Origin of the sequence: Microcoleus sp. C2D2 (genome assembly GCF_036702495.1) — a bacterium.
GTDB lineage: Bacteria > Cyanobacteriota > Cyanobacteriia > Cyanobacteriales > Microcoleaceae > Microcoleus.
Genome location: NZ_JAUBTO010000004.1, coordinates 66,430 through 92,828, shown reverse-complemented (window position 1 = coordinate 92,828; position 26,399 = coordinate 66,430). Strand labels below are relative to the sequence as shown.

The 26,399-nt window shown below is 44.7% G+C and carries 27 protein-coding genes; 15 read left to right on the top strand and 12 right to left on the bottom strand.

Going from position 1 to position 26,399, the window contains the following annotated elements:
* Positions 1-236: 236 nt before the first annotated feature.
* On the bottom strand, positions 237-1,061 hold the full coding sequence (locus QUB61_RS02700) for a S1C family serine protease (RefSeq protein ID WP_333128794.1): 825 nt from the start codon (positions 1,059-1,061) through the stop codon (positions 237-239).
* Positions 1,062-1,500: 439 nt separating this feature from the next.
* On the bottom strand, positions 1,501-2,472 hold the full coding sequence (hemC, locus tag QUB61_RS02695) for a hydroxymethylbilane synthase (RefSeq protein ID WP_333128792.1): 972 nt from the start codon (positions 2,470-2,472) through the stop codon (positions 1,501-1,503).
* A gap of 647 nt (positions 2,473-3,119) precedes the next feature.
* Between hemC and QUB61_RS02690 the strand changes: the two genes are divergently transcribed.
* Positions 3,120-3,575 (top strand): type II toxin-antitoxin system antitoxin SocA domain-containing protein, encoded by a 456-nt coding sequence (locus QUB61_RS02690; RefSeq protein WP_333128789.1) that lies wholly within the window; start codon positions 3,120-3,122, stop codon positions 3,573-3,575.
* A gap of 60 nt (positions 3,576-3,635) precedes the next feature.
* Here the strand turns inward: QUB61_RS02690 and QUB61_RS02685 are convergent, their stop codons facing one another.
* The 4 genes from QUB61_RS02685 to QUB61_RS02670 form a co-directional block, all read right to left on the bottom strand.
* Positions 3,636-4,073, bottom strand: a complete 438-nt coding sequence (locus tag QUB61_RS02685) for a type II toxin-antitoxin system VapC family toxin (protein WP_333128787.1) — start codon at positions 4,071-4,073, stop codon at positions 3,636-3,638.
* Complete coding sequence (locus QUB61_RS02680) at positions 4,070-4,306, bottom strand: type II toxin-antitoxin system prevent-host-death family antitoxin (RefSeq protein ID WP_333128784.1); 237 nt, start codon at positions 4,304-4,306, stop codon at positions 4,070-4,072. Before QUB61_RS02680 ends, QUB61_RS02685 begins: the two co-directional genes overlap by 4 nt.
* A gap of 141 nt (positions 4,307-4,447) precedes the next feature.
* Positions 4,448-5,452: a hypothetical protein gene (locus QUB61_RS02675; RefSeq protein ID WP_333128782.1), complete on the bottom strand. Its 1,005-nt coding sequence runs from the start codon at positions 5,450-5,452 to the stop codon at positions 4,448-4,450.
* A 145-nt stretch (positions 5,453-5,597) separates the two neighbouring features.
* Positions 5,598-6,158 (bottom strand): hypothetical protein, encoded by a 561-nt coding sequence (locus QUB61_RS02670; protein WP_333128780.1) that lies wholly within the window; start codon positions 6,156-6,158, stop codon positions 5,598-5,600.
* Positions 6,159-6,348: 190 nt separating this feature from the next.
* On the opposite strand from QUB61_RS02670, the gene QUB61_RS02665 reads away from it, so the two are divergent.
* On the top strand, positions 6,349-7,434 hold the full coding sequence (locus QUB61_RS02665; RefSeq protein WP_333128777.1) for a T4 RnlA family RNA ligase: 1,086 nt from the start codon (positions 6,349-6,351) through the stop codon (positions 7,432-7,434).
* 191 nt (positions 7,435-7,625) lie between these two features.
* The gene (locus QUB61_RS02660) at positions 7,626-8,474 is read left to right on the top strand and encodes a phosphatase domain-containing protein (RefSeq protein WP_333128775.1); all 849 of its coding nucleotides are present in this window, start codon (positions 7,626-7,628) and stop codon (positions 8,472-8,474) included.
* A gap of 691 nt (positions 8,475-9,165) precedes the next feature.
* Here QUB61_RS02660 and QUB61_RS02655 read toward each other — a convergent pair.
* Positions 9,166-10,701, bottom strand: a complete 1,536-nt coding sequence (locus tag QUB61_RS02655) for a mercuric reductase (protein WP_333128773.1) — start codon at positions 10,699-10,701, stop codon at positions 9,166-9,168.
* A 16-nt stretch (positions 10,702-10,717) separates the two neighbouring features.
* Positions 10,718-11,449, bottom strand: coding sequence for a TVP38/TMEM64 family protein (locus tag QUB61_RS02650; protein ID WP_333128771.1), 732 nt, complete (start codon positions 11,447-11,449; stop codon positions 10,718-10,720).
* Positions 11,450-11,549: 100 nt separating this feature from the next.
* Between QUB61_RS02650 and QUB61_RS02645 the strand changes: the two genes are divergently transcribed.
* From QUB61_RS02645 to QUB61_RS02635, 3 genes are all read left to right on the top strand, one after another.
* Positions 11,550-12,578 (top strand): isochorismatase, encoded by a 1,029-nt coding sequence (locus QUB61_RS02645; protein WP_333128769.1) that lies wholly within the window; start codon positions 11,550-11,552, stop codon positions 12,576-12,578.
* Between the two features lie 170 nt (positions 12,579-12,748).
* The gene (locus QUB61_RS02640) at positions 12,749-13,237 is read left to right on the top strand and encodes a hypothetical protein (RefSeq protein ID WP_333128767.1); all 489 of its coding nucleotides are present in this window, start codon (positions 12,749-12,751) and stop codon (positions 13,235-13,237) included.
* 45 nt (positions 13,238-13,282) lie between these two features.
* A complete protein-coding gene (locus QUB61_RS02635) occupies positions 13,283-13,429 on the top strand; it encodes a lycopene cyclase family protein (RefSeq protein WP_333128765.1) in 147 nt (48 codons plus the stop codon).
* Positions 13,430-13,432: 3 nt separating this feature from the next.
* Here the strand turns inward: QUB61_RS02635 and QUB61_RS02630 are convergent, their stop codons facing one another.
* On the bottom strand, positions 13,433-14,638 hold the full coding sequence (locus QUB61_RS02630) for a transposase (RefSeq protein WP_333128763.1): 1,206 nt from the start codon (positions 14,636-14,638) through the stop codon (positions 13,433-13,435).
* Between the two features lie 183 nt (positions 14,639-14,821).
* Between QUB61_RS02630 and QUB61_RS02625 the strand changes: the two genes are divergently transcribed.
* The 3 genes from QUB61_RS02625 to QUB61_RS02615 all read left to right on the top strand — a co-directional run bounded on the left by QUB61_RS02625 (position 14,822) and on the right by QUB61_RS02615 (position 16,830).
* On the top strand, positions 14,822-15,352 hold the full coding sequence (locus QUB61_RS02625; RefSeq protein WP_333128760.1) for a GMC oxidoreductase: 531 nt from the start codon (positions 14,822-14,824) through the stop codon (positions 15,350-15,352).
* Between the two features lie 83 nt (positions 15,353-15,435).
* Positions 15,436-16,161, top strand: coding sequence for a glutathione S-transferase family protein (locus QUB61_RS02620; protein ID WP_333128758.1), 726 nt, complete (start codon positions 15,436-15,438; stop codon positions 16,159-16,161).
* Between the two features lie 186 nt (positions 16,162-16,347).
* The gene (locus QUB61_RS02615; RefSeq protein WP_333128756.1) at positions 16,348-16,830 is read left to right on the top strand and encodes a hypothetical protein; all 483 of its coding nucleotides are present in this window, start codon (positions 16,348-16,350) and stop codon (positions 16,828-16,830) included.
* Positions 16,831-16,990: 160 nt separating this feature from the next.
* On the opposite strand, the gene QUB61_RS02610 is transcribed toward QUB61_RS02615, so the two are convergent.
* Both QUB61_RS02610 and QUB61_RS02605 read right to left on the bottom strand, forming a co-directional pair.
* A complete protein-coding gene (locus tag QUB61_RS02610; RefSeq protein ID WP_333189799.1) occupies positions 16,991-17,239 on the bottom strand; it encodes a hypothetical protein in 249 nt (82 codons plus the stop codon).
* 139 nt (positions 17,240-17,378) lie between these two features.
* Complete coding sequence (locus QUB61_RS02605) at positions 17,379-18,401, bottom strand: cysteine peptidase family C39 domain-containing protein (RefSeq protein ID WP_333123028.1); 1,023 nt, start codon at positions 18,399-18,401, stop codon at positions 17,379-17,381.
* 1,018 nt (positions 18,402-19,419) lie between these two features.
* On the opposite strand from QUB61_RS02605, the gene QUB61_RS02600 reads away from it, so the two are divergent.
* From QUB61_RS02600 to QUB61_RS02590, 3 genes are all read left to right on the top strand, one after another.
* Positions 19,420-19,962 (top strand): methyl-accepting chemotaxis protein, encoded by a 543-nt coding sequence (locus QUB61_RS02600; RefSeq protein ID WP_333123030.1) that lies wholly within the window; start codon positions 19,420-19,422, stop codon positions 19,960-19,962.
* Between the two features lie 229 nt (positions 19,963-20,191).
* Entirely contained in the window at positions 20,192-20,494 is a 303-nt protein-coding gene (locus QUB61_RS02595) for a hypothetical protein (RefSeq protein ID WP_333123033.1), read from the top strand.
* On the top strand, positions 20,475-20,624 hold the full coding sequence (locus QUB61_RS02590; protein WP_333123036.1) for a hypothetical protein: 150 nt from the start codon (positions 20,475-20,477) through the stop codon (positions 20,622-20,624). The genes QUB61_RS02595 and QUB61_RS02590 overlap by 20 nt, the downstream gene beginning before the upstream one ends.
* Before the next feature lie 103 nt (positions 20,625-20,727).
* Here the strand turns inward: QUB61_RS02590 and QUB61_RS02585 are convergent, their stop codons facing one another.
* Positions 20,728-22,221 (bottom strand): leucine-rich repeat domain-containing protein, encoded by a 1,494-nt coding sequence (locus tag QUB61_RS02585; RefSeq protein ID WP_333123039.1) that lies wholly within the window; start codon positions 22,219-22,221, stop codon positions 20,728-20,730.
* A gap of 460 nt (positions 22,222-22,681) precedes the next feature.
* Here QUB61_RS02585 and QUB61_RS02580 point away from each other — a divergent pair, with 460 nt between their 5' ends.
* From QUB61_RS02580 to ntrB, 3 genes are all read left to right on the top strand, one after another.
* Positions 22,682-23,467, top strand: a complete 786-nt coding sequence (locus QUB61_RS02580) for a class I SAM-dependent methyltransferase (RefSeq protein ID WP_333123042.1) — start codon at positions 22,682-22,684, stop codon at positions 23,465-23,467.
* A gap of 563 nt (positions 23,468-24,030) precedes the next feature.
* Positions 24,031-25,416: a CmpA/NrtA family ABC transporter substrate-binding protein gene (locus QUB61_RS02575; RefSeq protein ID WP_333123045.1), complete on the top strand. Its 1,386-nt coding sequence runs from the start codon at positions 24,031-24,033 to the stop codon at positions 25,414-25,416.
* 64 nt (positions 25,417-25,480) lie between these two features.
* Positions 25,481-26,326 carry a nitrate ABC transporter permease gene (gene ntrB / locus QUB61_RS02570; protein ID WP_333123049.1) on the top strand — a complete coding sequence of 282 codons (846 nt, stop codon included), beginning with the start codon at positions 25,481-25,483 and terminating at the stop codon, positions 26,324-26,326.
* Positions 26,327-26,399 lie beyond the last annotated feature (73 nt).

Below are 26,399 nucleotides of genomic sequence, written 5' to 3'. Positions count from 1 at the left end.
CCTTTACGCATTAGTAAAACTGAACGCAAAGCCATCAGTATGTAATTAAGGAAATAGCGATCGCCTTTTCCATCCTCTCTCAGAAAAAGTACGATCGCCCGAATCACATACAGCGTATCCCAGGTTTATTAAGTGCAGCTTTAGACACAGCCGTGCCTCGTGTCCCTACGGGGATTTATCGATAGGCGGGTGTAATTCATAAATCTGCAATTTGCTGTATTACCGACAACTCCCGACTAATTCTGAGAATCCTCCTCAAAAGTTTCTTCAAATCCCGCTAAAAAGTCATCCAAAGCTTCAGAGGCGATCGCCAAATTAATATTATCAGCATCTTCCCATCCCCACGTATTCACCCCAACCACTTGACCGGCCATATTAATCAGCGGCCCGCCGGAATTTCCCGGATTAATCGCCGCATCAGTTTGCAATACCTTCACCTCACCAACATCATCATCTTCGTCGCCTTCTTCATACTCTTCTGGTTCGCGAATTGCACTAATAATACCTTGAGTTACAGTTGAAGCAAACTGCCCCAAAGGATTGCCCACAGCAATTACTCTATCTCCCAGTTTCACATCAAAAGACAGCTCTAGGGGAGGATATTCGTGGGGAGATGGCACTTGTTCGCCTGTTTCCGGGTTGAAGGTTAAATCGCTAATTAAGAGCAAAGCTAAATCTTCTTCAGCATTACCAGTAAACACGACTTCTGCCAATCTCAATTTTCCGTCGTGAGTTTCCACTAAAACCTCTTCGACTTCATCTTCTTCATAGAAGTAATCTTCATCGGCAATATCTTCGACAACGTGATAATTCGTGACAATTATGTCCGGCGATACAAAGAACCCACTCCCTGAAGAAATCTCTTCTTGTGTATCCCAATCCATGACGTAAATGGAAACTACCGACGGCAAGACTTGCTCGACTACATCCGAAAAATTTCCTGCCTGAGTTTTCAACTCTTTCAATTGCTGCTGCAAAGCTTTTTGGTCTGCCTGCATTTTGCGATAAAGTTGCTGAACTTTTTTCACTTCCAGCTTTATTTGAGTTTCCCTAACGCTCATATTTTGCCTTTCCCTGAAATAAATTGCTGATTAATTTCGGATGTTTGATTGTAGATTTTGGATGGTATATTGAGAATTCTAGGACTTACGAAAAAAACTTGATTTCTGCGAGAAATCTTGGTTCCTAAATCGAACCTCCACCCGAGCGGAGCGTCCTAAATTAGTCAGAATTTTTTGAAACCGAGGGTCAATTTTATGCTCTAATAGGACTTACGCTCTGGAACCCAAAATCAGCGAAAATCCTTGCTTTGACGACCAGATATAGAACAAACCGGGTTTCTGAGGTCGGGTTCGTAAGTCCCATCTAAAATCCCATCTAAAATCTACAAACATACTGCTAGTGTACCTGTGAAAGCAAAAGCGAACCGCCTGTTATTTTTATTTAACACAAGGCGATATATCGCGTCTAAAAGCATTGACAAATAGATGCCGAGCGGGTTTAGGAACCGCGCTGAACTTGGACAAATATTTCCTCCAAAATTTCACTAGCTCCCTGTTGGCGCAGGCGGTGAGCGAGGTCAATTCCCAGCAGTTCAGCAGTCTCGGCGGCGCCGGAAACAGTATCTTTGACGAATCGCTGGCCGTCGAGACTCGATACCATTCCGGTTAAGGTTAATTGACCGTTTTCTATTTTGGTATTGACGCCGATCGGCACTTGACAGCCGCCTTCTAATTCCCGCAGAAATGCGCGTTCAGCATAACATCTTTGGGCGGTTTCCGAGTGTTCGAGAGCTTTAATCACTGCCATGATTTCTGTATCTCCGGCGCGGCATTCGATGCCCAAAGCACCTTGTCCGACGGCGTGAAGGGAGATTTCAGCAGGGATAATTTGGTGGATGCGATCGCCCATTCCCAATCTTTCCAATCCCGCAACTGCTAAAATAATCGCGTCGTAACCGCCCTCATCTAATTTAGCGAGTCGAGTATTGAGATTGCCGCGAATATCTTTAAATTCAAAATGAGGGAAATGGTGCCGCAGTTGAGCCAGCCTGCGCAGGGAAGAAGTACCGATTACTGAACCTTCTGGGAGGGTGTCGAGTTGCTTGTCTTTGTGCTTAGAGTGAACTACCAGGGCGTCAGCGGGATTTTCCCGTTCGGTGACGCATCCTAAAATTAAACCTTCGGGTAAATTGGTAGGCAAATCTTTGAGGGAATGAACGGCAAAGTCCGTTTCATTATTAATCATTCCCGTTTCTAATTCTTTGGTAAAAAGTCCTTTATCGCCAATTTTAGCGAGGGCGACATCAAGAATTATGTCCCCTTGGGTGGACATGGTATGGACTTCAAAAGTGTGTTCCGGGAAGTGTTTCTGTAGCTGTTCTTGCACCCAGTGGGTTTGCACGAGAGCGAGTTGGCTTTTGCGGGAACCAATGCGAACGGTTCGGGAGGGGGCAGATGTGGTTGGAGACATAAGATCGATCGGAGGATAGCTTGAAATCAGCCAATATATTCACCTGATCTAGCGTACCGCAGGTGGGGACTTTAATTGCTGGTTGGGATAATTCGGGCGATAAAATAGAAATACCATATTTTGACCGCCAGTTTGAAAAAAGGATGCAACGGTAAGCAAGCTCCAAACCTTTACATAATCAGCCATTGCCAATCTAAAACCTAAAATCTAAAATCTAAAATTGTATGACCGCCAGTTTGAAAAAAGGATGCAACGGTAGGCAAGCTCCAAACCTTTACATAATCAGCCATTGCCAATCTAAAACCTAAAATCTAAAATCTAAAATTGTATGACCGCCAGTAGCAGTCAGCCTTGATGATGTTTCCCATCCAGCATTCGGCGTCGCTTGCACTCGAGCCGATCGAGATTCCGAAGCAAAGGCTGCAGGCGATGTAAGATTTACCTAGGGTCGAGCCGGATGAACCTGGTTTGCCTGAGCAGTTAGCTCAGCAGCAGCGAGAAAGAATTAGCTCAAAGATTGCGGGATTTGGGGAGAGAAATGTAGTTGCGAGGGGAAAAGGGCGATCGTAATTGCGATCGTACTTCTAAAGCCACCAAATAGCTTAGCATCAAAAGCGAATTTGTCAAATTACTAAAATCCTAAAACTATGAAAAGTGCTCTTGACGTAGCTCGTTACTTTTTATGCCGTGTCGATCGAGAAGCAGGCGATACCATTTCTCCTCTGAAACTGCAAAAGCTCGTGTATTATGCACAAGCTTGGAGTTTGGTCTTTAGAAGCCGCCCGCTATTTGATCGAGATATTGAAGCTTGGGTTTCCGGCCCAGTTGTCCGCGATGTTTGGAATGAATACAAAGCTTACAAATACAAGGATATTCCCGCTCCCGATAATTTTGAAAAAGAATTTGATGAATATGAAATCGAAGTCCTCGAAGAAGTTTGGAATGCTTATGGAGAATTAAGTGCTAAACATCTTGCAGAATTGACGCAATCAGAGACACCTTGGCTCAACGCCCGCAAGGGATTAGAACCTGCGGAAACATCAACTAAAATCATCTCCCGCGAAGATATGAAATTTTGCTATGCACCTTTGGTGGAGGCATAAGTGCAGCTTCCTTGACAAAAGGTCGATTCCCTCCGGGATAGCTTCGCTCGCGCGCACCTTTTAGCCCTCAGCTACGGCAATCAATAACTGAACTTCAATTCCTAAAGTCCGAGCACTGCGAGCCAAAGCCTCATCGCCAGTCACCAAAAGCAACTGATTAGAACTTGCTACTGCTAAATGCAGTGCATCTAAGGTACGCAACGGTACTTCAAAGGCGCTAATCCAATCGCGAGCTAAATTGTAATGAATTGGCTCTAAGGGGATGCGAGTATAAAAATCACTGTCCAAGTCTGCCTGAAACTCTATTGCTATTTGTCTTGCCCTTTCCTGAGAAATTTCTCTCATTCGCACTCTGCGAGACAGTGCGGAAAAAAATTCTACCTCAACTAGCTGGCTCAACCCTCGTTCAGTCTCAGTCCTCAGTAACTGCTGAGATGCTTCGCTGAGACGTTCGGGCCAGTAATTGGGAGCAATGACGCTAGTATCCAAGTAAATCAATAGCGTTCCTCCTCTCGCAGCCTAATGACTGTTGCACTCAGCGGTTCACCCTTTACTTGAATAGAGTCTCGGAATCTCTTGAGTTCAGCTAACCGCTGCTCCTTCGTGAGTGGCGGGACTACCCGAGCTACTACTTTACCTTCATGTACGATCGTCACTTCTTCTCCCAAAGCCACCTTTTCCAAGATAGCTTGCAGACTCTGCTTGGCTTCTTCAACGCTAATCGCAGGCATCTCATTACTTTTTTAGGTACTTTTTAAGTGTACAGCAACGGGATATTTAATGCGAAAAAAATCGATTCCATACCCTGCCCGAAGGCACGCGCGTTCGGGATAGCTTGGCTCCCGCGTACCTTTTGCATTTCCCAGGAAAATTTAACGTTGCCCTGCTTGAAGTGCAGAATCTGCTATCTGAACAACTTCTTGCTGTCGTCCGTTTTTCATTGTGACTCGGTACAGCACCCCCAGCCTTTGCCACTCAACAAAAGCAGTGCAGTAAGCACCGCAATTATTGAAATAAATACCCCTGAATCCGCCCGCCAATTCAATGCTTCTGTAAGTATCCTGTGGTAATTGCGAAGGAGGCGAAAACGGTTCATTTCTTTTAGCTTCGATTGTGCCAAAATAACAGGCTCCCGCGCGGCATCCTTTGCCTAAATACATTCCCACAATGTAACCGTGGGAACCTGCTTGCACATCAAAATCAACTTGCTGAAGGTCAGATAAAGGAAGTCTACTCGGAAGAAAAACAGGCACTCGCGTTTTGCCTTTGATTTGCCTAAAGATGTTACTCGCCGGAAAACTACTGTTAGCTTGCTTTTCACCTGACTTATCGGGAATTGGGGGAAATTTTTGCACAAAATTCCTCCACTGCAAAACTCTATTATTAACAATGTTCAGAGTGGGAATAGAATATGTTTCTCTCGCAAGAGAAGGGCCGCCGTTTTTCAGGTTGAAGTTGCGGCGAATGACTGAAATTTCCGGTTTCCCTAACCCGTAAGCAGCAGCTATGGACTGGGCGAGATTGCAGCTAATTTTGAAGCGTCCCATCTCAATATTGCCATTTTCCGCTTCATAAGACCAATCGTACCCCTCAGAAGCCCGATCGCGATCGCACAAAAAATGAGAAATCTCAAACATCTTAGCAATATGAACATCGTACAACCGCAACTTGCGGCCGTCGGCAGATTTTGCAGTGTTGCGATCGGGTACAATAAATTGTACCCGTTGCCAACTATCTTCAGGGAAAAAATTAAACCAGCGGAGTTCTGTTATCGAGAGTTCTGTCCTTGCTAACGCTGAGTTTTGTGTCAAAAGTGCGATCGTAAAAGCAGTCACCACACCAGCAAAAATCGCCGCAAATAGCCATTTTCCCCTCATCCTGATTTCCCCCTAAGTAGGTAAGCGAAAAAAAACCATAGCATCTTGTAAGAGGCGAGTGCGAGTTAAGATATATCATACAATAACGGTAAGGTACGCACGGAGCACCCTAAAGATAGAAGTTGTGCGTCCCCGACTACAGAACTTAACGCTTCCCAGCTTTAATAGCAGAATTTGCTATTAAAATTAAATCAGATTCCAGTCCGTTTTTAATTGCTACGGTATACATAAAACCCTGACTTTTCCACTCGAGAGTTGCTGTGCAGTAAGCCCCGCAACCATTGTGAAAAACTCCTTTCACTCCGTCAGCCAGTTGAACATTTTTTAAAGTCTTAGTTACCCCTTCTAGTTTGGTAGAAAACTCACCGCCTTTCTGACCTCGAATTTCCCCAAAAGAGCAAGCTCCCGCACCTCGGCAATCTGGTGTATACTCCATAGAAATAGTATAGCTGTCCGTTATCGCTTGGCTTTGATAGTAAAGCTTCTGCGAAATAGGAAGCTGACTGGGGAGGAAAATTGGTACTTGTGTTTTGCCTTTTAACTTTGGCAAAATTTGACTTACCGGAACAGCCGTACCCGCTACAGCAACAGATTTGGTTTCCGGCGGTCGCTGCGACAATTCGGACGCACCAAAAACTCGCGATACAGGTACTAAAGCAGTCAATACACACGCCGAAGTCGCCAAAAGTAATAATTTATTGTTCACTCTTTTTTTCCTTGATGTCTAAATAGTCCAGTTTTTCGGTAAAGCGCATTCACCTATTTACAATGATACTCCAAAATACAAAGCTTACAATAGGCATTCAGAAAAAAAGCAAGTTTAATTTTTTTTACAAATTCACTAAAATATGCAGTTAGCGATAAAATAGAAAAGGCGACAAATTTAGGAAGAGAACGTGGAACTGCAAGATTATTTACGCCAGCACGGATTGGAAACCTTGTCCGAAACTTATCATATCAAAGTTACCCGCCACCGCCAAGATCCCGATCTAGTCTGTCTGAAATACTCGCAGATAGAATCTCCCCTAGGCGAAAAAATAGTCCAGCAGTGCCGAGGCATTATTTTAGATTCATCTCAAGATTGGCAGATAGTTTCTTATCCGTACGACAAATTTTTTAATTACGGAGAAATTCACGCCGCTGCAATTGATTGGAGTCATGCCAAAGTTTATGAAAAACTAGACGGTTCTCTGACTGTACTGTATTTTTACAAGGGAGAATGGAGAGTGCAATCTAGCGGCACTCCCGACGCCGCCGGCGAAGTTAATGGTTTTGGATTCAGCTTTGCCGAACTTTTTTGGAAAGTCTGGCAAGAATTGGGATATCAATTGCCGGAAGAAACCAACCAGTGTTTTATCTTTGAATTGATAACGCCTTACAATAGAATAGTTGTCCAGCCAAAAAAGAATCAAATCGTGCTGCACGGGGTTCGCAACACTCAAACGCTGCTAGAAACAGATCCGAGTATTTGGGCAAATAAATACGGATGGGAATTGGTCGCATCCTATCCTTTAACTAGCTGGAAAGAAGTTATGGAAGCGGCTCAACATTTAGATCCGATGGATTCGGAAGGGTATATTATCTGCGACGCTAACTTCAACCGAGTTAAAGTTAAGTCTCCGCAATATGTCGCAATTTCCCATCTGCGCGAAGGGTTTTCGACCCGCCGCCTGATAGAAATTGTTTTAACTAATGAAGGAGAAGAGTTTTTAGCTTATTTTCCTGAGTGGAGTGAGTTGTATCAACAAGTTAAGGACAAATATCAATCTTTGGTTGAAGAAATCGAGGAAGCTTACCGACAGCACGAACATATCGAAGTTCAGAAAGATTTTGCATTAGCTGTGAAACATTTGCCGTATTCCGGGATTTTGTTTTCTTTGCGAGCCCGAAGAGTTGCGGGAGTGAAAGAAGCTCTCCGTGATGTTAATATCTATAAAATAGAGGAGCTATTGGGTTTAGATTACATCCATCTAGGTTTGTAGTAACGACTACAGTCGTTTCTTGAATGAGAACTTTAGTCCTCACTACGAACGAAGATTAACATTATATTGTAGCTGACTGAATAAAGAACTGCACCTAATTAAACCTAAGATACAGCTAAAAAGTTTGCTGTACGAGCATTCTTCCTTCTTCCTTCTTGCTTCTTCCTTCTTGCTTCTTCCTTCTAATTACCATGAAAAGAGTTATTATACTTGTCGGTTTACCCGCTTCTGGAAAATCTCAATTTGCTAGGGAATTGCTGCTGTCTGAACCTGGAAAGTGGGTGCGTAGCAATAAAGATTTGCTCAGAGAAATGGCTCACGCTTCTCATTGGTCGCCGACGCATGAAAAGTTTATTTTGCAGTTGAGAGATACGATTATTTTGATGGCTTTAGAAAGCGGCAAGCACGTCATTGTTGATGATACTAATTTCGGACCTCACATCGAGCATATCAAACAGTTGGTAAAAGGTAAAGCCATCGTCGAAGTTAATGATTCTTTCCTGCAAGTTCCGGTTGAGGAATGTATTAAACGGGATTTGAAAAGGCTTAATTCGGTGGGCAAAGAGGTGATCGTGAAGATGTACAATAAGTACGTGCGGGTTCCCGTTGGGCCGCCGGAATATAACCCGAATTTGCCGGATGCAATTATTGTGGATATGGACGGTACGCTGGCACTTCTCAACGGCAGAAATCCTTTTGATGCTTCGAGGTGCGATCGCGATTTGCCCAATCCGCCGGTTTTAGATACCGTTCGCAAGTGGCAGTCCAGCGCCCATATTATTGTAGTGTCGGGCCGAACAGATGACTGTCAGCCTCAAACTGAAAAATGGTTGCAGCAGTATGAAGTCAATTATGCCGCTCTTTATCTGCGGAAAACCGGAGATATGAGGAAGGATGCGATTATGAAGGAAGAGTTGTATCGGCAGCATATGGAAGGGAAATATAACATTAAATTTGTTTTGGACGATCGCCAGCAAGTTGTTGATATGTGGAGACGCTTGGGATTGACAGTATTCCAAGTAGATGAAGGGGATTTTTAAGACAGGGTTTGTTTGCGCCAGCGAGTTCCAAACTCCTAATGCTACACTCAAAGTAAGCCGGAATTTATCTCATTCATCTGCGTTAATCTGTGTTTATCTGCCCTCATCTGCGGTTAAAAAAAGAGAATTTATTAACCGCAGATGACAAGGGATTCACGCTGATTCACGCAGATAAAGAGAAGAGAGATAGGAATAATTCCAATGCTAACAGATTTGAGATTATTTACTTATGGCGTCCCAGCCAGCGGTTAAATAAACTCCCAATTCCTAATGCTACACTCAAAGTAAGCCGGAATTTATCTAATTCATCTGCGTTAATCTGTGTTTATCTGCCCTCATCTGCGGTTAAAAAAAGAGAATGTATTAACCGCAGATGACAAGGGATTCACGCTGATTCACGCAGATCGAGAGAAGAGAGATAGGAATAATTCCAATGCTAACAGATTTGAGATTATTTACTTATGGCGTCCCAGCCAGGGGTTAAATAAACTCCCAACTCCTAATGCTACACTCAAAGTAAGCCGGACTCGATCTAATTAATCTGCGTTAATCTGTGTTTATCTGCCCTCATCTGCGGTTAAAAAAAGAGAATGTATTAACCGCAGATGACAAGGGATTCACGCTGATTCACGCAGATCGAGAGAAGAGAGATAGGAATAATTCCGATGATAACAGATTTGAGATTATTTACTTATCGCGTCCAAGCCAACCAGCGGTTAAACAAATTTTTCACAAACGGAGTCAAACGAGTGCGATTGTAAGCATCTCCTGCTTTCCGAATTGCCTCAGCTTGTGTCGGATACGGTTGAATTGTGCTAGCAATCTTTCCCAAACCAATATTGTTAACCATTGCCAAAGTAATCTGGCCGATCGTATCCCCAGCGTGTCGCGCTACAATAGTTGCACCTAATATTTTATCGCTGCCTTTTTTGACGTGAATTTTCACAAATCCTTCCTCTTCGCCGTCAATAATTGCCCGATCGACTTTATCGAAAGGAATCAAAAACGTATCGAGATCGATCCCTGCGGCTTGCAACTCGCGATCGCCCAATCCGACGCGCGCAATTTCCGGGTCTGTGTAAGTACACCAAGGTATCGTCAAAGCGCTGAGCTTTTTGCGCCCAAAAAATAGAGTGTTTTGAATCACCATCCTCGCAGCAAAATCAGCAGCGTGAGTAAATTTATGTTTCATGCAAATATCGCCTGCGGCATAAATGCGGGGATTAGTAGTTTGCAAGTTGTCGTTGACAAAGACGCCAGTTTGTGTATCGTATTCGACACCTACAGCCTCCAGATTCAATCCTTCGACGTTGGGCGATCGCCCTGTACTCACAATAATTTCATCTACTGTTACCGATGCTTCCTTACCTTGAGATTTATAATAAATTACTTTGCCTGCATTTGTTTTCTCAACGCGATCTATTTGGGATTCTAGTATTAGTTGAATTTCTTCGCGTACAAAAGCCTGCTGCACGATTTTAGCAGCATCCGCATCTTCTTTGTCTAAAATCTGAGCATTTTTGTGCAGCAATACGACTTCCGAACCCAGGCGCCGAAAGGCTTGAGCTAATTCGCAGCCGATCGGCCCTGCGCCAATTACAGCTAAGCGTTGTGGCCTTTCCGTGAGGTTAAAGACAGTTTCATTAGTAAGATATCCAGCTTCCTGCAAGCCGGGAATTTGTGGTTGTAGCGCCCTTGCTCCTGTGGCAATTACTGCTTTTTTAAAGCGGAGAGTTTGACCTGCAACATCTACTGTATTATTGCTAGTAAAACGACCGGAACCTAAGAAAACATCGACTCCTAATTTGTGCTGGTAGCGTTGAACAGAATCAACATCGCTGATTCCCGCCCTGATGCTGCGCAGCCGTTCCATTACAGCGGCAAAATCCACTTCTGCACCGTTAGAAACATGAACGCCAAATTTACTGGCCTTCCAGATCTCGCCGACAGTGCGGGACGCTCGAATTAAAGCTTTTGACGGCACGCAACCGACATTCAAACAGTCGCCGCCCATTAAATGTTTTTCAATTAAAGCAACTTTTGCGCCCAAACCTGCGGCACCAGCAGCCACAATTAATCCGGCGGGTCCGGCGCCAATTACTACTAAATTATAAGAACTAGCCGGTTGCGGATTTACCCAATCTGGCGGATGCAAATAGGAGACTAATTTCTGGTTGTGTTCGTCCATCGGGGGGACAGTTACGCGATCGACTTTTGACTGCGACATTAGCAAATTATCCTAATTAAATAGTTTCATCTAAAGCCTTGCGAGCAATCCGAGTGATAGAGACAGTAACAGCGACAGTAGCCATAAAACTGATGATATTAATCAACCATTTTACTGCTGACGCTTGGGGATTTGTATACGCAGTTGCGGCGCCCATCGCAGCCATATCCCCCACCAAAGAACCCGAGTAAACATACAAGATTGTTGCCGGAATCATGCCGAAGGAACCTAGCACATAATCTTTCAAAGAAACCTGAGTAATCCCTAAAGCGTAATTTAATAAATTAAACGGAAATAAAGGACAGAGACGAGTCAAAAAAACTATTTTTAATCCTTCTTGGGAAACGGCGCGATCGAGAGCTTTAAACTTAGGGTGAGCTTCCATATATTTTACCACGCGATCGCGCGACAAGTATCGCCCGATCAGAAAAGCAAACGTAGCGCCTAAACTTGCCGCGACAAACACGTAAACCGAACCCCACCACAGACCAAAAATCACCCCGCCTCCCAGAGTCAACACAGAACCAGGTATAAATAGTACAGTAGCTAGGTTGTAGGTGACAATAAAAGCTACTGGGCCCCAAGCGCCTAGATGCTCGATCTGCATTAAGACATTTCTTAAAAAATCTTGAACATAAAAAGACCGAATTGCTAGAATTAAGATAGCAACTAAAGCGGAGAGGGAAAAAAGCAATAATATTCGTTTAAAACTTCCCCTAGCAAAATCTTGAATTTGTTTGATTGGCATGACTCACCCGCAAATAGCTCTCAGCATTATACTACTATTCAATCTAAAATCTAAAATCTCAAATCTAAAATCCGATAACTCACCCCAAAATAAATCAGCCATGACAGCAAAAACCCAACTCCCAACCCCCGACTATTTCGACACCAAAAAAGTCAGCGAAGTCTGGCGAGTTCCCTACCAAGAACGCGCCGCTGAAGCTAAAGAATGGGCGGAAAAATACAGCATCCAGCCCGCTGCCAGCGACAAAAAACGCATTTGTTTGCTGATAATCGACGCCCAAAATACCTTTTGCTTGCCCGAATTTGAACTATTTGTGGGCGGGCGTTCCGGTAGCGGTGCTGTCGATGACAACCTGCGGCTGTGCGAATTTATCTACCGCAATTTAAACGCAATTACAACCATTGCGCCGACAATGGACACCCACACCGCCATGCAAATTTTTCATCCAATCTTTTGGATAAATGAAGCAGGCGAACATCCCCTACCCGCCGCCACATCAATTACTTTAGAAGACGTGCAGCAAGGCATCTGGAAAGTCAATCCCGCCGTTGCCCACAGCATCGCTGCCGGCAACTATTCAGCACTGCAAAAACACGCACTCCACTACGTGCACAAACTCAGCGAAGATGGCAAATATCCCCTGACAATTTGGCCGTATCACTCAATGCTGGGCGGCATCGGACACGCCCTGGTTTCCGCCGTGGAAGAAGCAATATTTTTTCACAGCATCGCCCGCAACAGCCAAGCACTATTTGAAATCAAAGGCGGGAATCCGCTAACAGAAAACTATTCTGTTTTGCGGCCGGAAGTCTTAGACGGGTCGGATGGCAATTCTATTGCTCAAAAAAATGCTTCTTTTATTGAGAAGTTGCTAGGCTTTGATGCGATAATTATTGCGGGACAAGCGAAAAGTCACTGCGTTGCTTGGACGATTGATGATTTGCTGACTGAAATTTGGGCGCGAGATAGGAAATTAGCTAAGAAGGTTTATTTACTGGAAGATTGCACTTCTCCTGTGGTTGTTCCGGGTGTTGTTGATTTTACGGAACAAGCAGATGCAGCTTTTCAAAGATTTGGGGCAGCGGGAATGAATGTGGTTAAATCTACTCAGTTAATTCTTGGCGATTAAAGACGAGCGTTTTCTGTTGGGGTTGACCGTACCAAAAAAGTATACACTATTCACCAGAAGCGGTAAGTTTTGTGGGCTTGGTAGTCTGCTGCGATCGCATTTAACTGATTACTTATGATATCATATCCGCTAAATCACTTACTAGAGAAGTGTAATCAAGGAGTTTCCAGATGATTGAAAGCGAAATTTATAGTGTTGTTCTTTTTCGGAATGCGAGTGTGCCCGCAATTTCAAAACTCTCGGTGGCGATCGCCTCTACTCTTCTGAGTACAGTTGTAACTGCAACCCAAGCCTGCGCAGTCCCCGTAACCTACGATTTCACCATCACTGTTACCAAAGGCGGGTTAGCGGGCAATACATTCAACGGTTCCTTCAGCTACGATGATGCTAAATTGAAGGGAACGGGAGTGGAAGAATTGGGAATTACTGAGGGATTAACGACCTGCATAAATTACCTGGGACGCACTTATCGCGAAACCGATGATACCAGTTATCCTACCTTTCCCACACTCAGATTTGAGGATGGCAATATCGCGCAACTAAACTTCTGGATTCAGCAGAATCAGCGAGTTAATTGGTGGAATTTACCAGGATGGGAAGTCAAGCTGTCTGAACCTAGAATGAGTGATTCAACTGTTCCCAATTGTCAAAAACAGTGAGGCGCGGCCAAGCTGCGATCGACCGCAAAAACATAGGAAGAAAATATGATGACTCAATACGATTACATTGTGATTGGTGCAGGTTCGGCAGGTTGTGTTGTTGCCAATCGTCTGACAGAAGATCCTGAAACCACCGTGTTGTTGATCGAAGCGGTTGACATCCTCCCCGCCGTAAACGGTCGGGGATTCTAAACATCACTGTTTAGGCTTCCTCTTTCCACGACTCGACTTACATTGAGGAGTTACCTCACCAATGCAGCGGTCGATGTCTCCAGAGGCGTTTAACGTTTCCGTGTGCCCCACGGTACGAAGTCCTAACTCAAGTATGTTGATTGCTGCATTCTTGTCACGGTCTAGTACAACACCGCAGTGCACACAGCGGTGGGTTCTTTGACTCAAAGACTTTTTAACAACTTCTCCACAGTTAGAACAATTTTGCGAAGTGTAGTGCGCAGGCACAGCGACTGTTACCACTCCAAACACTTTGCCAAAATATTCCAACCATTGCCGGAAATTAGACCATGCAGCGTCAGAAATAGACTTGGCTAACTTTCTATTTTTGACCAAATTTCGCACCTGCAAATCCTCGTAGGCTACCAAGTCGCTAGACTGGATTACGCATCTTGCCAGTTTCACGGCAAAATCTTTACGCTGTCTACTTACTTTGAGGTGTTTTCTGCTTAATCGATTTCTCGCTTTGGCTCTGTTTTTAGAGCCTTTTTTTGTTCTCGAAAAACGGTGGTTCAGTCGTTTGAGTGCTTTCTGGGACTTCCTGAGATGACGCGGGTTCTCAACTGTTTGACCATCTGAATCGGTGTAAAAGTGCGTCAAGCCAACATCCAAACCTAGTGTTTTACCAGTTGGTGTTCTCTTTTCTAACCTCTCTTGGTCTATCAAAAACTGCACATAGTAACCGTCAGCCCTACGAACTACGCGGACTCGCTTAATCTGCTTTAATTGATAGAAGTGTAGGTCGCGAGTTCCCCACAGCTTAAAGCTTCCGGGTTCAAAACCATCAGTGAAAGTGATAGTACGTCTATCGAACGACAATTTATAACCTGTTGTTTTATATTCAACAGAGCCGTGAGTGTGATGTTTCTTAAAGCGCGGAAAGCCTTTTTTCCCTGGTTTGCTTTTTTTGCAGTTGTCGTAGAACCGCGCAATTGCAGACCAAGCTCTTTCTGCAGAAGCCTGACGCGCTTGCGAGTTGAGTTTAGCGGCCCAGGGAAATTCTAAGGCTAGGACAGCGCAGTAGGCACTTAACTCGTACTTGCCGATTCCCTTGTTGTCGAGCCAGTATCTGAGACAACTATTGCGAACAAAGCGAGCAGTGCGGATGGCTTCGTCTAGCCTCTCGTACTGCTGCTGCGTTCCCTCAAGTTTTGCCTCAAATACCAACATAGTTACGCCTGTCGTGTTAGCGTAAGTATAGCACAGAAAGCCGTCCTACAAGGACGGGGCTTTAAACCCAATTATTTTGGTAATTTAGATGCTGCGCCAGATTTACAGTGTTCCTCAGGCCCACTGCTGTGGGTTCCTCCTGGCTATCCAAACCAAGGGCCGGGATTTACCAGCACAGCCTGTTTGAATCATTCCCAGAGTCGCGGTAGCGTCACCCTGCGTTCGATCGATCCCACAGACTCACCTTGCATTCGGATGAACTATCTCGAGCATGAGTCCGACGTGCAAAAGTTGGTGCTAGGGGTGAGAATCATCCGTGAGTTGTTCAGCACCGATTTATTCGATGAATTCCGAGGCGAAGAAGTGGCTCCCGGTGCGGATGTAACTAGCGATGAAGGACTCCAAGCTTATGTTCGGAAAGTGGCAGATACCAACTATCATCCTGTGGGAACGTGCAAGATGGGCACCGATCGAATGGCAGTAGTAGATTCTCAATTGCGGGTACATGGTGTTGAGGGATTGCGTGTCGTGGATGCCTCGATTATGCCAACGATTACTACAGGAAATACGAATGCACCCACCATCATGATTGGTGAAAAGGCAGCCGATTTGATTAAAGCTGCAGGGCTTGTTACAAAGGGACAACCCAGGGCGATTAGCGCAGAGTACAAATCCGAAGCAACCGCACTTATTAGCGCGATCGCTCATCATTAGTTGAAGTTAGCACGACGACTAGCAGGCGCATCTTTATCGGATTGAAGCATATATCATCGAGCAACGTAAACCAGGTCTTGAAAATGATTGCCTTGTACACTGCACCATCCTTTGAGGAACTACCGAGCCTCAGCCCACCCTGTCTAGAGCTTGAAACTTGGCTCCGCATGGCAAAGCTGCCCTACAAAAAGGTGATTATCACAGCACAAAGTTTTGAGCTTGCTCCCAAGGGTAAAATTCCCTTCATCGACTATCAGGGAAACTCGATAGGTGATGTTTTTCTAATCATTGAGATGTTCAAGCAAACAGAAGGAATTGATCTCGATGCTAGTTTAACTCCCGTTGAGCGAGCTACCTCTCTAGCCTTCCGCCGCACGATCAAAGAAAACACCTACTGGGGAGGCGTGGAGACTCGCTTTGGCATAGAAGAAAACTGGCCGCACTATCGCTCATTGGTTGCACGGGCGCTCTTTCCTGAAGCGACGCTAGACGTATCAGAACCGTTTGCCGAAGAGTTTCGTAAAACGATGATCTCTCAGATGCAAGCTCATGGAATCGGTCGTCACAGTCATGAAGAAATCAGTCAGATTATCTGCGCTGATTTTCAAGCCCTTTCGGACTTTCTGGCAGACAAACCGTTTTTTATGGGAGATAAACCCACCACATTAGATGCAACTGCCTACGGTTACATTGGTAATTTCCTGCTGCCACGCTACCAAGGTGCGATTGTTGACGATCTCCTTGGGCGATCGAATCTTTGCGAGCACTCTGAACGAATGAATCAACAGTTTTTTAGTAACTGCTCGTGAAACCAATCAATCGCTGTTTAGTTTCGGCTCAGTTTCATGAGCTAATCCCGTTGATTCAAAGTTTAATTGATTTAGTCCTGGACCCATGGTAACGGTTTAACAAGGCTTTGAGATTGCTTCGCACAGCTCGCAATGAAATAATTACGTTTTCTGTGCGTAATTCCTCTGATTAATGGAGCTACTCGGATGATTCATCACCTTTCTATTTCTGCTCAAAACCCTCAGCACGTTGCCCAAGTTCTAGCTGAAATTCTACAAGGACAACCGACACCCCATCCTTTTAATCCAGGTGGCTATATCATTTTTCCATTTGATGAATATGGTACAGAAATTGAAGTTTATCCTTTGGGAACTGAGATAGTACCGGGTGATGGTGAGGAACTACGTGCGTACATTCAAAATACGGCTGCTTCTCAATCTACAGCAACTCATGCGATGTTGTCTGTCCCTATTAACGTTGAACAAATTGAGCAAATTGCGGCTCGTGAAGATTGGCTTGTACAACGCACTAGCTTCGGCTTTGATTTCATGATGCTTTGGGTGGAAAACAGATTGTTGATAGAGTTACTAACTCCAGAGATGACTGCTCAATACGTGGCATTTACCCAACGAGAAAATTTGAGAAACTATTTTGTTTTTCCGGATAGCCCGGATGCACCCAAAAGTTGACAGGTTGCACTCCAAACCAAGCACCCTTAAACATGAGGGAGCGCTTAACTATCCCATGTATCTCGATCTATCAAGGGAGTTATTCTCACGATCCACCACATTTTAATTGCCGCTCAAAACCCGCTTTGCTGGCGTTTTGGCATAAATTTGGAACGGTAATTCATATCGTTTCCGGTTGCCTGGGCACGATCGAGTCAAGGTCAATAATTCTCACATTCCCCGACGGACGACGGACGACTCCCGACTCCCCATCCCGAACGGTGTAACCGGAATTGATATCACACATCGCGAGCGCATTAGAACGATCGAGAAATAGAGGAATCCGGGGCAGCCGAAATTCACCTCTATTAGACCTCTTGCAAAAATCTTTTTCATCAATTGATGGGACGGGCTCTTCGGCCCATCCCACAAGAGTTATTTTTTCTTGTGGGATGGGCCGAAGAGCCCGGCCTATTTATTTTTGCAAGAGGTCTATTGTTTCAGGGAACCCGCACGATTCCTCTTCCCTCTGCGTCAATAGTGCCTCTGCGGTTGATGATTTTCAATAACTATTTCCCATCCAATCTGGGGACTTCTTCCAAAAAACTACCGCTCAACATTAACTCAGTCATCCTATCTAGTTTACCGCTGACTTGCAATTTTTTATCTGTTTGAAAGCGCTCGATATCTGCTTTTAAATTGCCGCTATTATATCCTAATTTACTCAAATAGTCAATAGCTTGTTTGTCACTTAACAAGATATCCGCAGAACGAAAAATCGGCACGTACTCCTCTCGCCAAATCTGGGCAAAAGTTGCCCTATCTAAATTGAAAATCCTGCCCCGCGCTGGGTCTCCAATGGCAGCTATACTGTCATTCATTCCCAGCAAAGCCACCGCGTGCGGTAGCTTCCGAGGGCCGTCAAACAGCCAAACTGCTAGCACTCCGGGGCGATTAATTTGCTGAATTTGCTCCCAAGTCGGCGCCAGTTCGATCGCATTGACTCCCAAAGCTCTTGCTGCCACAATTATCTGTGGCATCGAAGTTCCCAAGCGGCTGGTGCCGGCCAAACGCGCTACACTCGATTCCGTCGCATCCATTCCCCAACGCCTTAACACTGTTGCTAGCGCCGCCGGCGCGCAACTGCTGCTAGATGTTTGCCGAAATACACCGTTTGGCCGCAAATTATCTATTAAATCAGCGTAAATTGGCGCCAGAAAATAGGCTTCCGCGCTGGTAAATCCTCCCAATCCCAACAAGCAAATTAAAATTACTGCGATTACTTGCGATCGCGCCGTCTGCCAGCTTACAGTAAAGCCAATACCGCACACTCCCATCAACATAACTCGTAGCAAAGTCCAAGTAACTGCCATGCCGTGAAAGCGCCACTCGATCGGCAAAGCTGGCATTTGAGGCAGATTTAGAGCCAGTAGCAGCAAGGCAATATAAAAACCCAAAAAAGCTAGGGCGATCGAATTTCTGCCCTTAAACAAATCGTTAGCCGTCACTCCCGATCGAACTAACACCCGCCCGAAGCGCATTCCCCAGACAAACAGCACCGAACCCAGCACCAGCGTCACAAGTATTTCCATAAGTTGAGAATATCGTCGCTTAACTAGGTTGTAACATTTATACGATCGACTTGCACCCCAATCAAGAGTGGGAGAGAGTCCGAGTGGGGGAGAGAATTTGACGATGTTTCGGTTTCGTTCCTCAATTCCCCGCTACAATCGAATAAACAGGATTTATCCAAAATCGAAGCAGGCAAAACCACCCTCAATCCTCAAGACTTCGACCTGCATCGCTTGTTGGATATTAAGTTTTGCCGGATTTTTTTTGATGAGTCTGAGTAAATGGTTGAGAATCAGATAATTCAGCTAGCTAACCCAAAAGGATATCTTGCCATGTTTGTCAACTTTAAGCTGAGAAACCGGATGTTACTCGGATATGCAGTTCCCATTGCTTTATTTGTAGGATTAGTAGCGCCAGTTTTCTCAAGCGCCAGCTTGGGAGGGGAGTCATATATAGCCTTTCTCAGATAGATGAGGTACAAGTTTAGATTTTAGATTTTAGATTTTAGATTGGGGGATTGGGGGATTGGGGGATTGGGGATTGGGGGATTGGGGAATTGTTAATTAATTGGTGAATACCTCATCTTTCCGAGAACCGCTATAGATAAACAAAAATTTCAATTGCTACCTGAGAAGGAGTGGAGCCTATGGCTTTTTACTTGGCTTACATGGTGGGAGATAGGAGAGGCTATATTTTGAACAGGGATGAATATTATTTAAAGAACGATCCGGAAAACTTACTAAAATTTAATAATTAGCCGTATCTGTAGGCAAGACGATTGAAAATCCCAGCCAGAAAGAGCTGATCGAAAAAAAATGACTTACAATAAGAATATGCTAATTATTCTGATGAAATGATTGAGTTAGTAAAGCAAGGAAAGCAAAAAGAAGCGCTGGATTTTTTTTCACCCAAAAAGGCGCATTAACTCTGAATGAGTATTACGAATTAAATAACTACTTTGGTGAAAAAGAGCAGGAAATTTTTGACGCTGCAACTTCCAACGCAGAGGAAAATCTCCGCTTTTTAGTCTCTGCCGTTTTGGTTGGGCCACTCTTAGGCATCGCGATCGCCTTACTTGCTGCCTTTTTAATCTCTTCAGGTATTGCTAAAACGATTAGTGACCCAGTTAATGCGATCGCCCGTTCTTCCACAGAGATTGCGGCCACAATTGAAGAGCAGGAACGCACAGCCACAATGCAATCTAGCTATGTAAATCAAACTACCATCACAATGGATGAGTTGGGCAGTGCTTCCCAACAATCAGCAAAGCTTGCCCAAGCTGGTGCTGACTCTGCACGGCAAGCTTTAAAGATCACTGAAAGGGGAGCCCTAGCAGTGGAGCAAACCCTGGAATCGATGACAATATTGAAAGAAAATGTCGGGGCAATCTCCGCAGAAATTCTGCGATTGAGCGAACAAACCAATCTGATTGGCAATCTCTCTACTGCTGTCACAGATTTAGCCAATCAAACGAATATGCTGGCACTGAATGCCTCAGTAGAAGCGGTGCGGGCAGGCGAAAATGCCCAAGGTTTTACTGTCATAGCCACAGAAATCCGCCTTCCTAGCAGATCAAAGTAAGAAATCAGCCGAGAAGATTAACAACCTGGTCGTTGATATCAAGAATGCGATCGATTCCACCGTAACGGTGACAAAGGAAGGTACTAAAACAGTAGCAGAAGGAACCAAAATTAGTCAAGAAACGGCAGCAGCATTCTCGGAAGTGGCAAAAGCTGTTAACAATGTGGTATTAATCAAACCAAGTTAGGCACTCAACAATTGAACGAGGCAGCCCAAAATCTCAATTCAATTGTCTAATTGGCGCTCTGTCTTTTGGGCTAGCAGACTAGCAATTGATAGCATTGAATCATCAATTGCGATCGCAGCCGTCGAAGCTTGTCAAACCTCCGGCATCCAAGTGAAAACGATCGCAGGCGATCGCATCGCTACGGCCAAGGCGAGCGAATTTCAGCCCTTAAATCAATTCTTAGCAGTAAAGGACGATCGAACTAACACCGCAATTAGCTTCATTCTCCCAGTCAACGGCCCAGAATCGATGACAATTCGGTGTGGGAATTGTCGTGGCGGTGATTTTGCAGACGATCTTTGCTAATTCTCCGTTTATCAATCGCATATTTGAGACGGCTCCGCTGAATCTGGATCGGTGGCTGATTTGTTTCGGCGTAGCGCTACCGGCGATCGGTGTTGCTTTGTCTGTCAACCGATTCGATCCGCCCAATTAATCGAAGTTGTAGGTACTGCCATTAGTATTTCGGGTGTTCAGAAACCCGGTTTCTTCAAGAAACCGGATTTCTTTGTTTTACAGAAACTGTAAAGTTTTAGCATTTAATTTCTGCGTTCCCAATTATTGCTGCGTTCCCAATTACAGATAGACTCTCGCTTGAGAGGGCAAGTTTCGGGAGCGATCGGATTTCCGCCGAGATAGAGCTCAAGCAGGTTAGTCAAAGATTCTAGCGGTTTGATGTCGCTGATTTGATTGTCGTAGAGACCGAGCGTAGTCAGGTTAGTCAAGGATTGCAATGGTTTGATGTCGTTGATTTGATTGGTGTCGAGCCAGAGATCTGTCAGTTTAGTCAAGGATTCTAGCGGCTTGATGTCGCCCAGAAGATTGCCGCTGAGGTTGAGCCCAGTTAGTTTAGTCAAAGATGCTAGCGGTTTGATGTCGTTGATTTGATTGTTTTCGAGGGAGAGCCAAATAAGGTTAGTCAAAGATGCTAGCGGTTTGATGTCGTTGATTTGATTCTTGTCGAGCTTCAACACAGTTAGTTTAGTCAAGGATGCTAACAGTTTGATGTCGCTGATTTTATTGTTTTCGAGGTGGAGCGAAGTCAGGTTAGTCAAGGATGCTAGCACTTTGAGGTCGCTGATTTGAAAGCCGCCGAGGTCGAGCTTCGTCAGGTTAGTCAAGGATGCTAGCGGTTGGATGTCGCTGATTTTATTGTTGTAGAGACCCAGCCGAGTCAGGTTAGTCAAAGATGCTAACGATTTGATGTCGCTGATTTTATTGTTGTAGAGAATCAGCTCCGTCAGGTTAGTCAAAGATGCTAGCGGTTGGATGTCGCTGATTTTATTGTTGCTGAGACCTAGCCGAATCAGGTTAGTCAAAGATGCTAGCGGTTTGATGTCGTTGATTTCATTGAAGTGGAGATCGAGCCGAGTCAGTTTAGTCAAGGATTGCAATGGTTTGATGTCGTTGATTTCATTGCTACTGAGACCTAGCCGAGTCAGGTTAGTCAAAGATACTAGCGGTTTGATGTCGTTGATTTTATTGTTGCTGAGAGAGAGAACAGTCAGGTTAGTCAAAGATACTAGCGGTTTGATGTCGTTGATTTCATTGTTGTCGAGAGCCAGCCCAGTCAGCTTAGTCAAAGATGCTAGCGGTTTGATGTCACTGATTTGATTGTAGCCGAGGTTGAGCTCCGTCAGGTTAGTCAAGGATGCTAGCGGTTTGATGTCACTGATTTGATTGTAGCCGAGGTCGAGCTCCGTCAGGTTAGTCAAGGATGCTAGCGGTTTGATATCGCCGATTTGATAGTTTTCGAGGTCGAGATCCGTGAGACTCGAAAGTGTCCGATCGGCCGCATCGCACTCAGTAGTCCCCGCTTGCCGCAACAGCACCTCAACAGTATGTTTAGCTTCAGGACTCAAAGAATCTTTTTGGCGACACCAATCAGCAAATGTTCGTCTACTGTTTTCCGATCGCGTTTCGGCGGCATCAGCAGACAGTCCACTTCCACATAATGCTAGGGTGATGATGCTACAAATAACTGCGATCGACTTTTGTAAATTTATATGTTTCTGTGCAACTATAAGTGTCATAATCTTGTACCTCTAATTTCCGGAACTGTAAAGTTTTAGCATTTAATATCTAGTCCGGTAAATCACTTACAATTAAGCGCCTATTTGACACCAATGAAAACCAGTTAACCATTGAATCAAATCGTGCTGTGCTGTGTAAATCCTGTTCTACTCGTTACCAGGCAGAGCCTGGTAACGCAGATCCGGAGGAAGAGCCTCCAATTTTCCTGCTAAAAGAACGAGGCTCGGACTCTGGACATCGGTGAGCGGGCTCTTCCTGGAAGTGAAAAGCACTGTTCGATATACCGATCGCAATTCGCCAACCATATCCGTATCCGGGCAATACCTATATACCCACTGGCAGGTGTGTTCGCTCACCTTTATGACGAAATGTTAAAACTCTGTGCATTAATGCAGTAGGTGTGATTTAATTTAAATCGTTGAAAGTTAATGATTAATCTGCAATTAATATTTTTTAGCTATGTATTCATCTTCTATAGACTCTTACTACAATAACCCTTTTCCCTTTCATCTTCGCATGATGGATTTAATATCACAACTCCAATTGCGAGGTGACGAAAAAATTCTAGACGTAGGATGTGGAGACGGGAGAATAACGGCAGAAATTTCAAAATTGTTGCCCCAAAGTTATGTTATTGGTAGTGATGTTTTTCCGGAAGTTATAGAGTTTGCTAAAAATAAGTTCGATCGGCAAAATCACCCGAATCTAGAATTTCAAGTAGGCGATGCGAGAAGCCTTGAATTTGAAAATTCATTTGACGTGATTGTTTCTTGTGGAGCTCTTCATTATATCCACAATCATATCCCCGTGCTGACAAGGTTTAAAGAAGCCCTCAAGCCTTCAGGGAAAATTTTACTATCGTTTTTAGGTGAAGGCTCTAACAATTCTTTTCATTTTGTGTTGCAAGAATTACTCCTGGATAGTAAATGGAAAGAATTAAATAATCTTAGTTATCAGTTTTATTCGCCTGCAGAATATAGAGAAATGTTAAAAGCTGTGGGATTTACTACAAATAGCGTAGAAATTTATTCCTACCCGTTAAAGGATAATAATAGCAAAACAGAAATAAAGCAACGAGTTGAAAAAGATTGGTTTTCTTTGAGTACGAGAATACCTCCAGAAATTTACGATACTTTTCTTGAGGAGTTAGTAAGTATTTATATGGAACGCAATCCTCCCAACGAGAGCGGTTTAATTGAAAGTCAAGCAGAATGGTTAGAAATTCAAGCAACTGCACTACCGTAACAAAAAATTATTTCTGTATTGTAGACTACAATTAACCGCGACCTTAAAAAAGTAGACATATATTAACAAACTAAATGTACGGGGGCTCAGATGTTTGTCGCTTATTGACAATAGATTTGAAGGCCCCCCGATCGCCATTCGCTACAACCTTTACCCCGCAAGTCTTGGTTTGAACCAGTTTTGATAAGCAAACCAGATCGCCCTGACCAACGGTTCGTTATCGATAGCGTCATCCTAAAAGATTTACTTATCAATCAAATTTAATAATTGTTTTATAATTTCCGCACGAGTACGGTAGAGTTAATTATCAAGCCAAGAAAACGTGCGGCTCGCAAAAAGTGAGTTCACACAACTCGGCCGATCGAAATATCGATATTAATCAAAAAAGTCAAATCAGCAGGGATAGTTTAAAGACTTATGCTAGCGATAAATCTTTAGCTCCCTCCTGCCAACCTGCGCTCAAAACAGTTCGCTCGCATTCCATTAGCGAACAGAAAAAAAGCGCATTGATAAACTTCAGTGATGTCGTTACAGAAGATTATGAATTGCAGCGAGGCTAGACTATGACAAAATTTTCAGAGCAATTTTCTCGGCGTAAATTTATCGTCACAGCAGGTGCATCTGCTGTCAGTTCAATACTGCTCAAAGGCTGTTTGGGAAATCCCCCAGAACCCGGTGCAACTGCCGGTGCTGACGGCGCAATACCCGCGGCTACCTCAGTAATGGCTGTTGCCAACGAGAAAAGAGTCGAAGGAATTGAAAGCACTAAAATCACATTGGGATATATCCCGATCGTCGAAGCAGCACCTTTAATCATTGCCCAAGAAAAAGGCTTTTTTGCCAAATACGGCATGACTGAGGTAACAATTGCTAAACAAGCCAACTGGGGCTCGGCCAGAGATAACGTAGAAATCGGCTCTGCCGGCGGTGGCATTGACGGCGGCCAGTGGCAAATGCCGATGCCTTATCTAATTAGTAAAGGTCTGATTACCAAAAACAGCGCCCAAATCCCGATGTATGTTCTAGCCCAGTTGAACACTCAGGGAAATGGAATTGCGATCGCGGCCAAACACCAAGGCAAAGGCATCGGACTTAAACTAGATCGAGCGGCCCAAGACTACATCAAAGGCCTCAAACAAGCAGGCACGCCCTTCAAAGCAGCCTACACTTTTCCCAAAGTTAACCAAGACTTGTGGATTCGCTACTGGCTGGCAGCTAACGGCATCAATCCCGACGCAGATGTCGAACTGCTAACAGTACCGGCCGCCCAAACCGTGGCCAACATGAAAACCGGAAGCATGGACGGTTTCAGCACCGGCGACCCCTGGCCGCTGCGGATTGTCAAAGAAAACATCGGCTTCATGTCCGCCCTGACTGCCGAAATCTGGAAAGCACATCCAGAGGAATATCTAGCAATTCGCGGCGACTGGGTAGACAAACACCCCAAAGCCACCGAAGCCATACTCGCAGGACTAATTGAGGCCCAGCAGTGGTGCGACAAGCCCGAACATCGAGCCGAATTGGTCGCCATTGTTTCTGGCAAAAATTTCTTTGACGTATCTCCCACGGTTTTGACGCCTCCCTATGAAGGCAAGTATGTCATGGGCGACGGCAAACCAGACATCAACGACTTCAAGACCAGTCCGCTGTACTGGAAAGACGACATCGGCAACGTTTCCTATCCCTACAAGAGTCACGATTTGTGGTTCTTAACGGAAAGCGTGCGCTGGGGTTTCTTGCCAACAAAAACCTTGGCAGATTCTAAGACAATCATCGATAAAGTCAACCGAGAAGATTTGTGGAAAGCCGCAGCAAAATTAGCCGGAGTTGCTGAGGCTGACATTCCGAAAAGTACGTCTCGCGGCATTGAGAAGTTCTTTGATGGCAAAGAATTTAACCCGGAAAAGCCAGAAGCTTACATTAATAGTTTGGCAATTAAAAAAGCGTGATGGCGTCTTAGGTTCGCATAATTTAGTCTAGAAAAAAACAGCAGAAACATAGGAGATTAACAAGATGGCTGTCAGCGCAAATCGGAGAGGCGGAGTCGATGCCAAAGGCTCATTTGGCGAGTTTTGGAAGAAGAATTCCCCGGATATCTTGCCGCCAATTTTGGGAGTAATTGGATTTCTGTTAGTTTGGCAGTTCCTGTCGAGTTTGGGAATTATCAAGTTGCCCGGCCCGATCAGCGTTTGGACTGACGAACGGACGCGGATCTTGTTGATGTATCCTTTTATGAACTCCAAAACCTACGGAGTCGGCTTATTTTGGCAGACTTTGGCTAGTTTGGAACGGGTGGCAAAAGGCTACACTCTCGCGGCCGCTGTGGGAATCAGCATGGGAGTTGTGGTAGGTACGAATCCCTTCTTGAATAAGGCTTTAGATCCGATTTTCCAGTTTTTGCGGATGGTGGCGCCTTTGGCTTGGGTGCCGATCGCCCTGGCTGCACTGCAACAAAACGAACCTGCTGCTTTGTTCGTAATTTTTATCACTTCAGTTTGGCCGATTTTAATCAACACGGCTGAAGGTGTTCGCCAAATTCCCGACGATTACAACAACGTGGCGAAGGTGCTGCAGCTTTCTCGTCAGGAATATTACATGAATATTTTGTTTCCGTCGGCGCTTCCTTATATCTTCACAGGATTGAGAATTGCGATCGGTTTGGCTTGGCTGGCGATTATTGCTGCGGAAATTGTGATGTCTGGGATTACGGGTATCGGCTTCTTTATTTGGAATGCTTACCAGCAAAACTACATCAGCGAAATTCTGTTAGCGGTGTTCTACATTGGGGCTGTTGGTTTGTTGCTCGATCGGCTGATGGCTTGGTTGCAGCAAAAGATTGCTCCCCCTCAAGGAAAGTAGTTTTGAGTTACTTGTTTGGGGTCGGAAGAATTAGGATTATTTAACCGCGAAGACGCGAAGGACACGAAGGAAG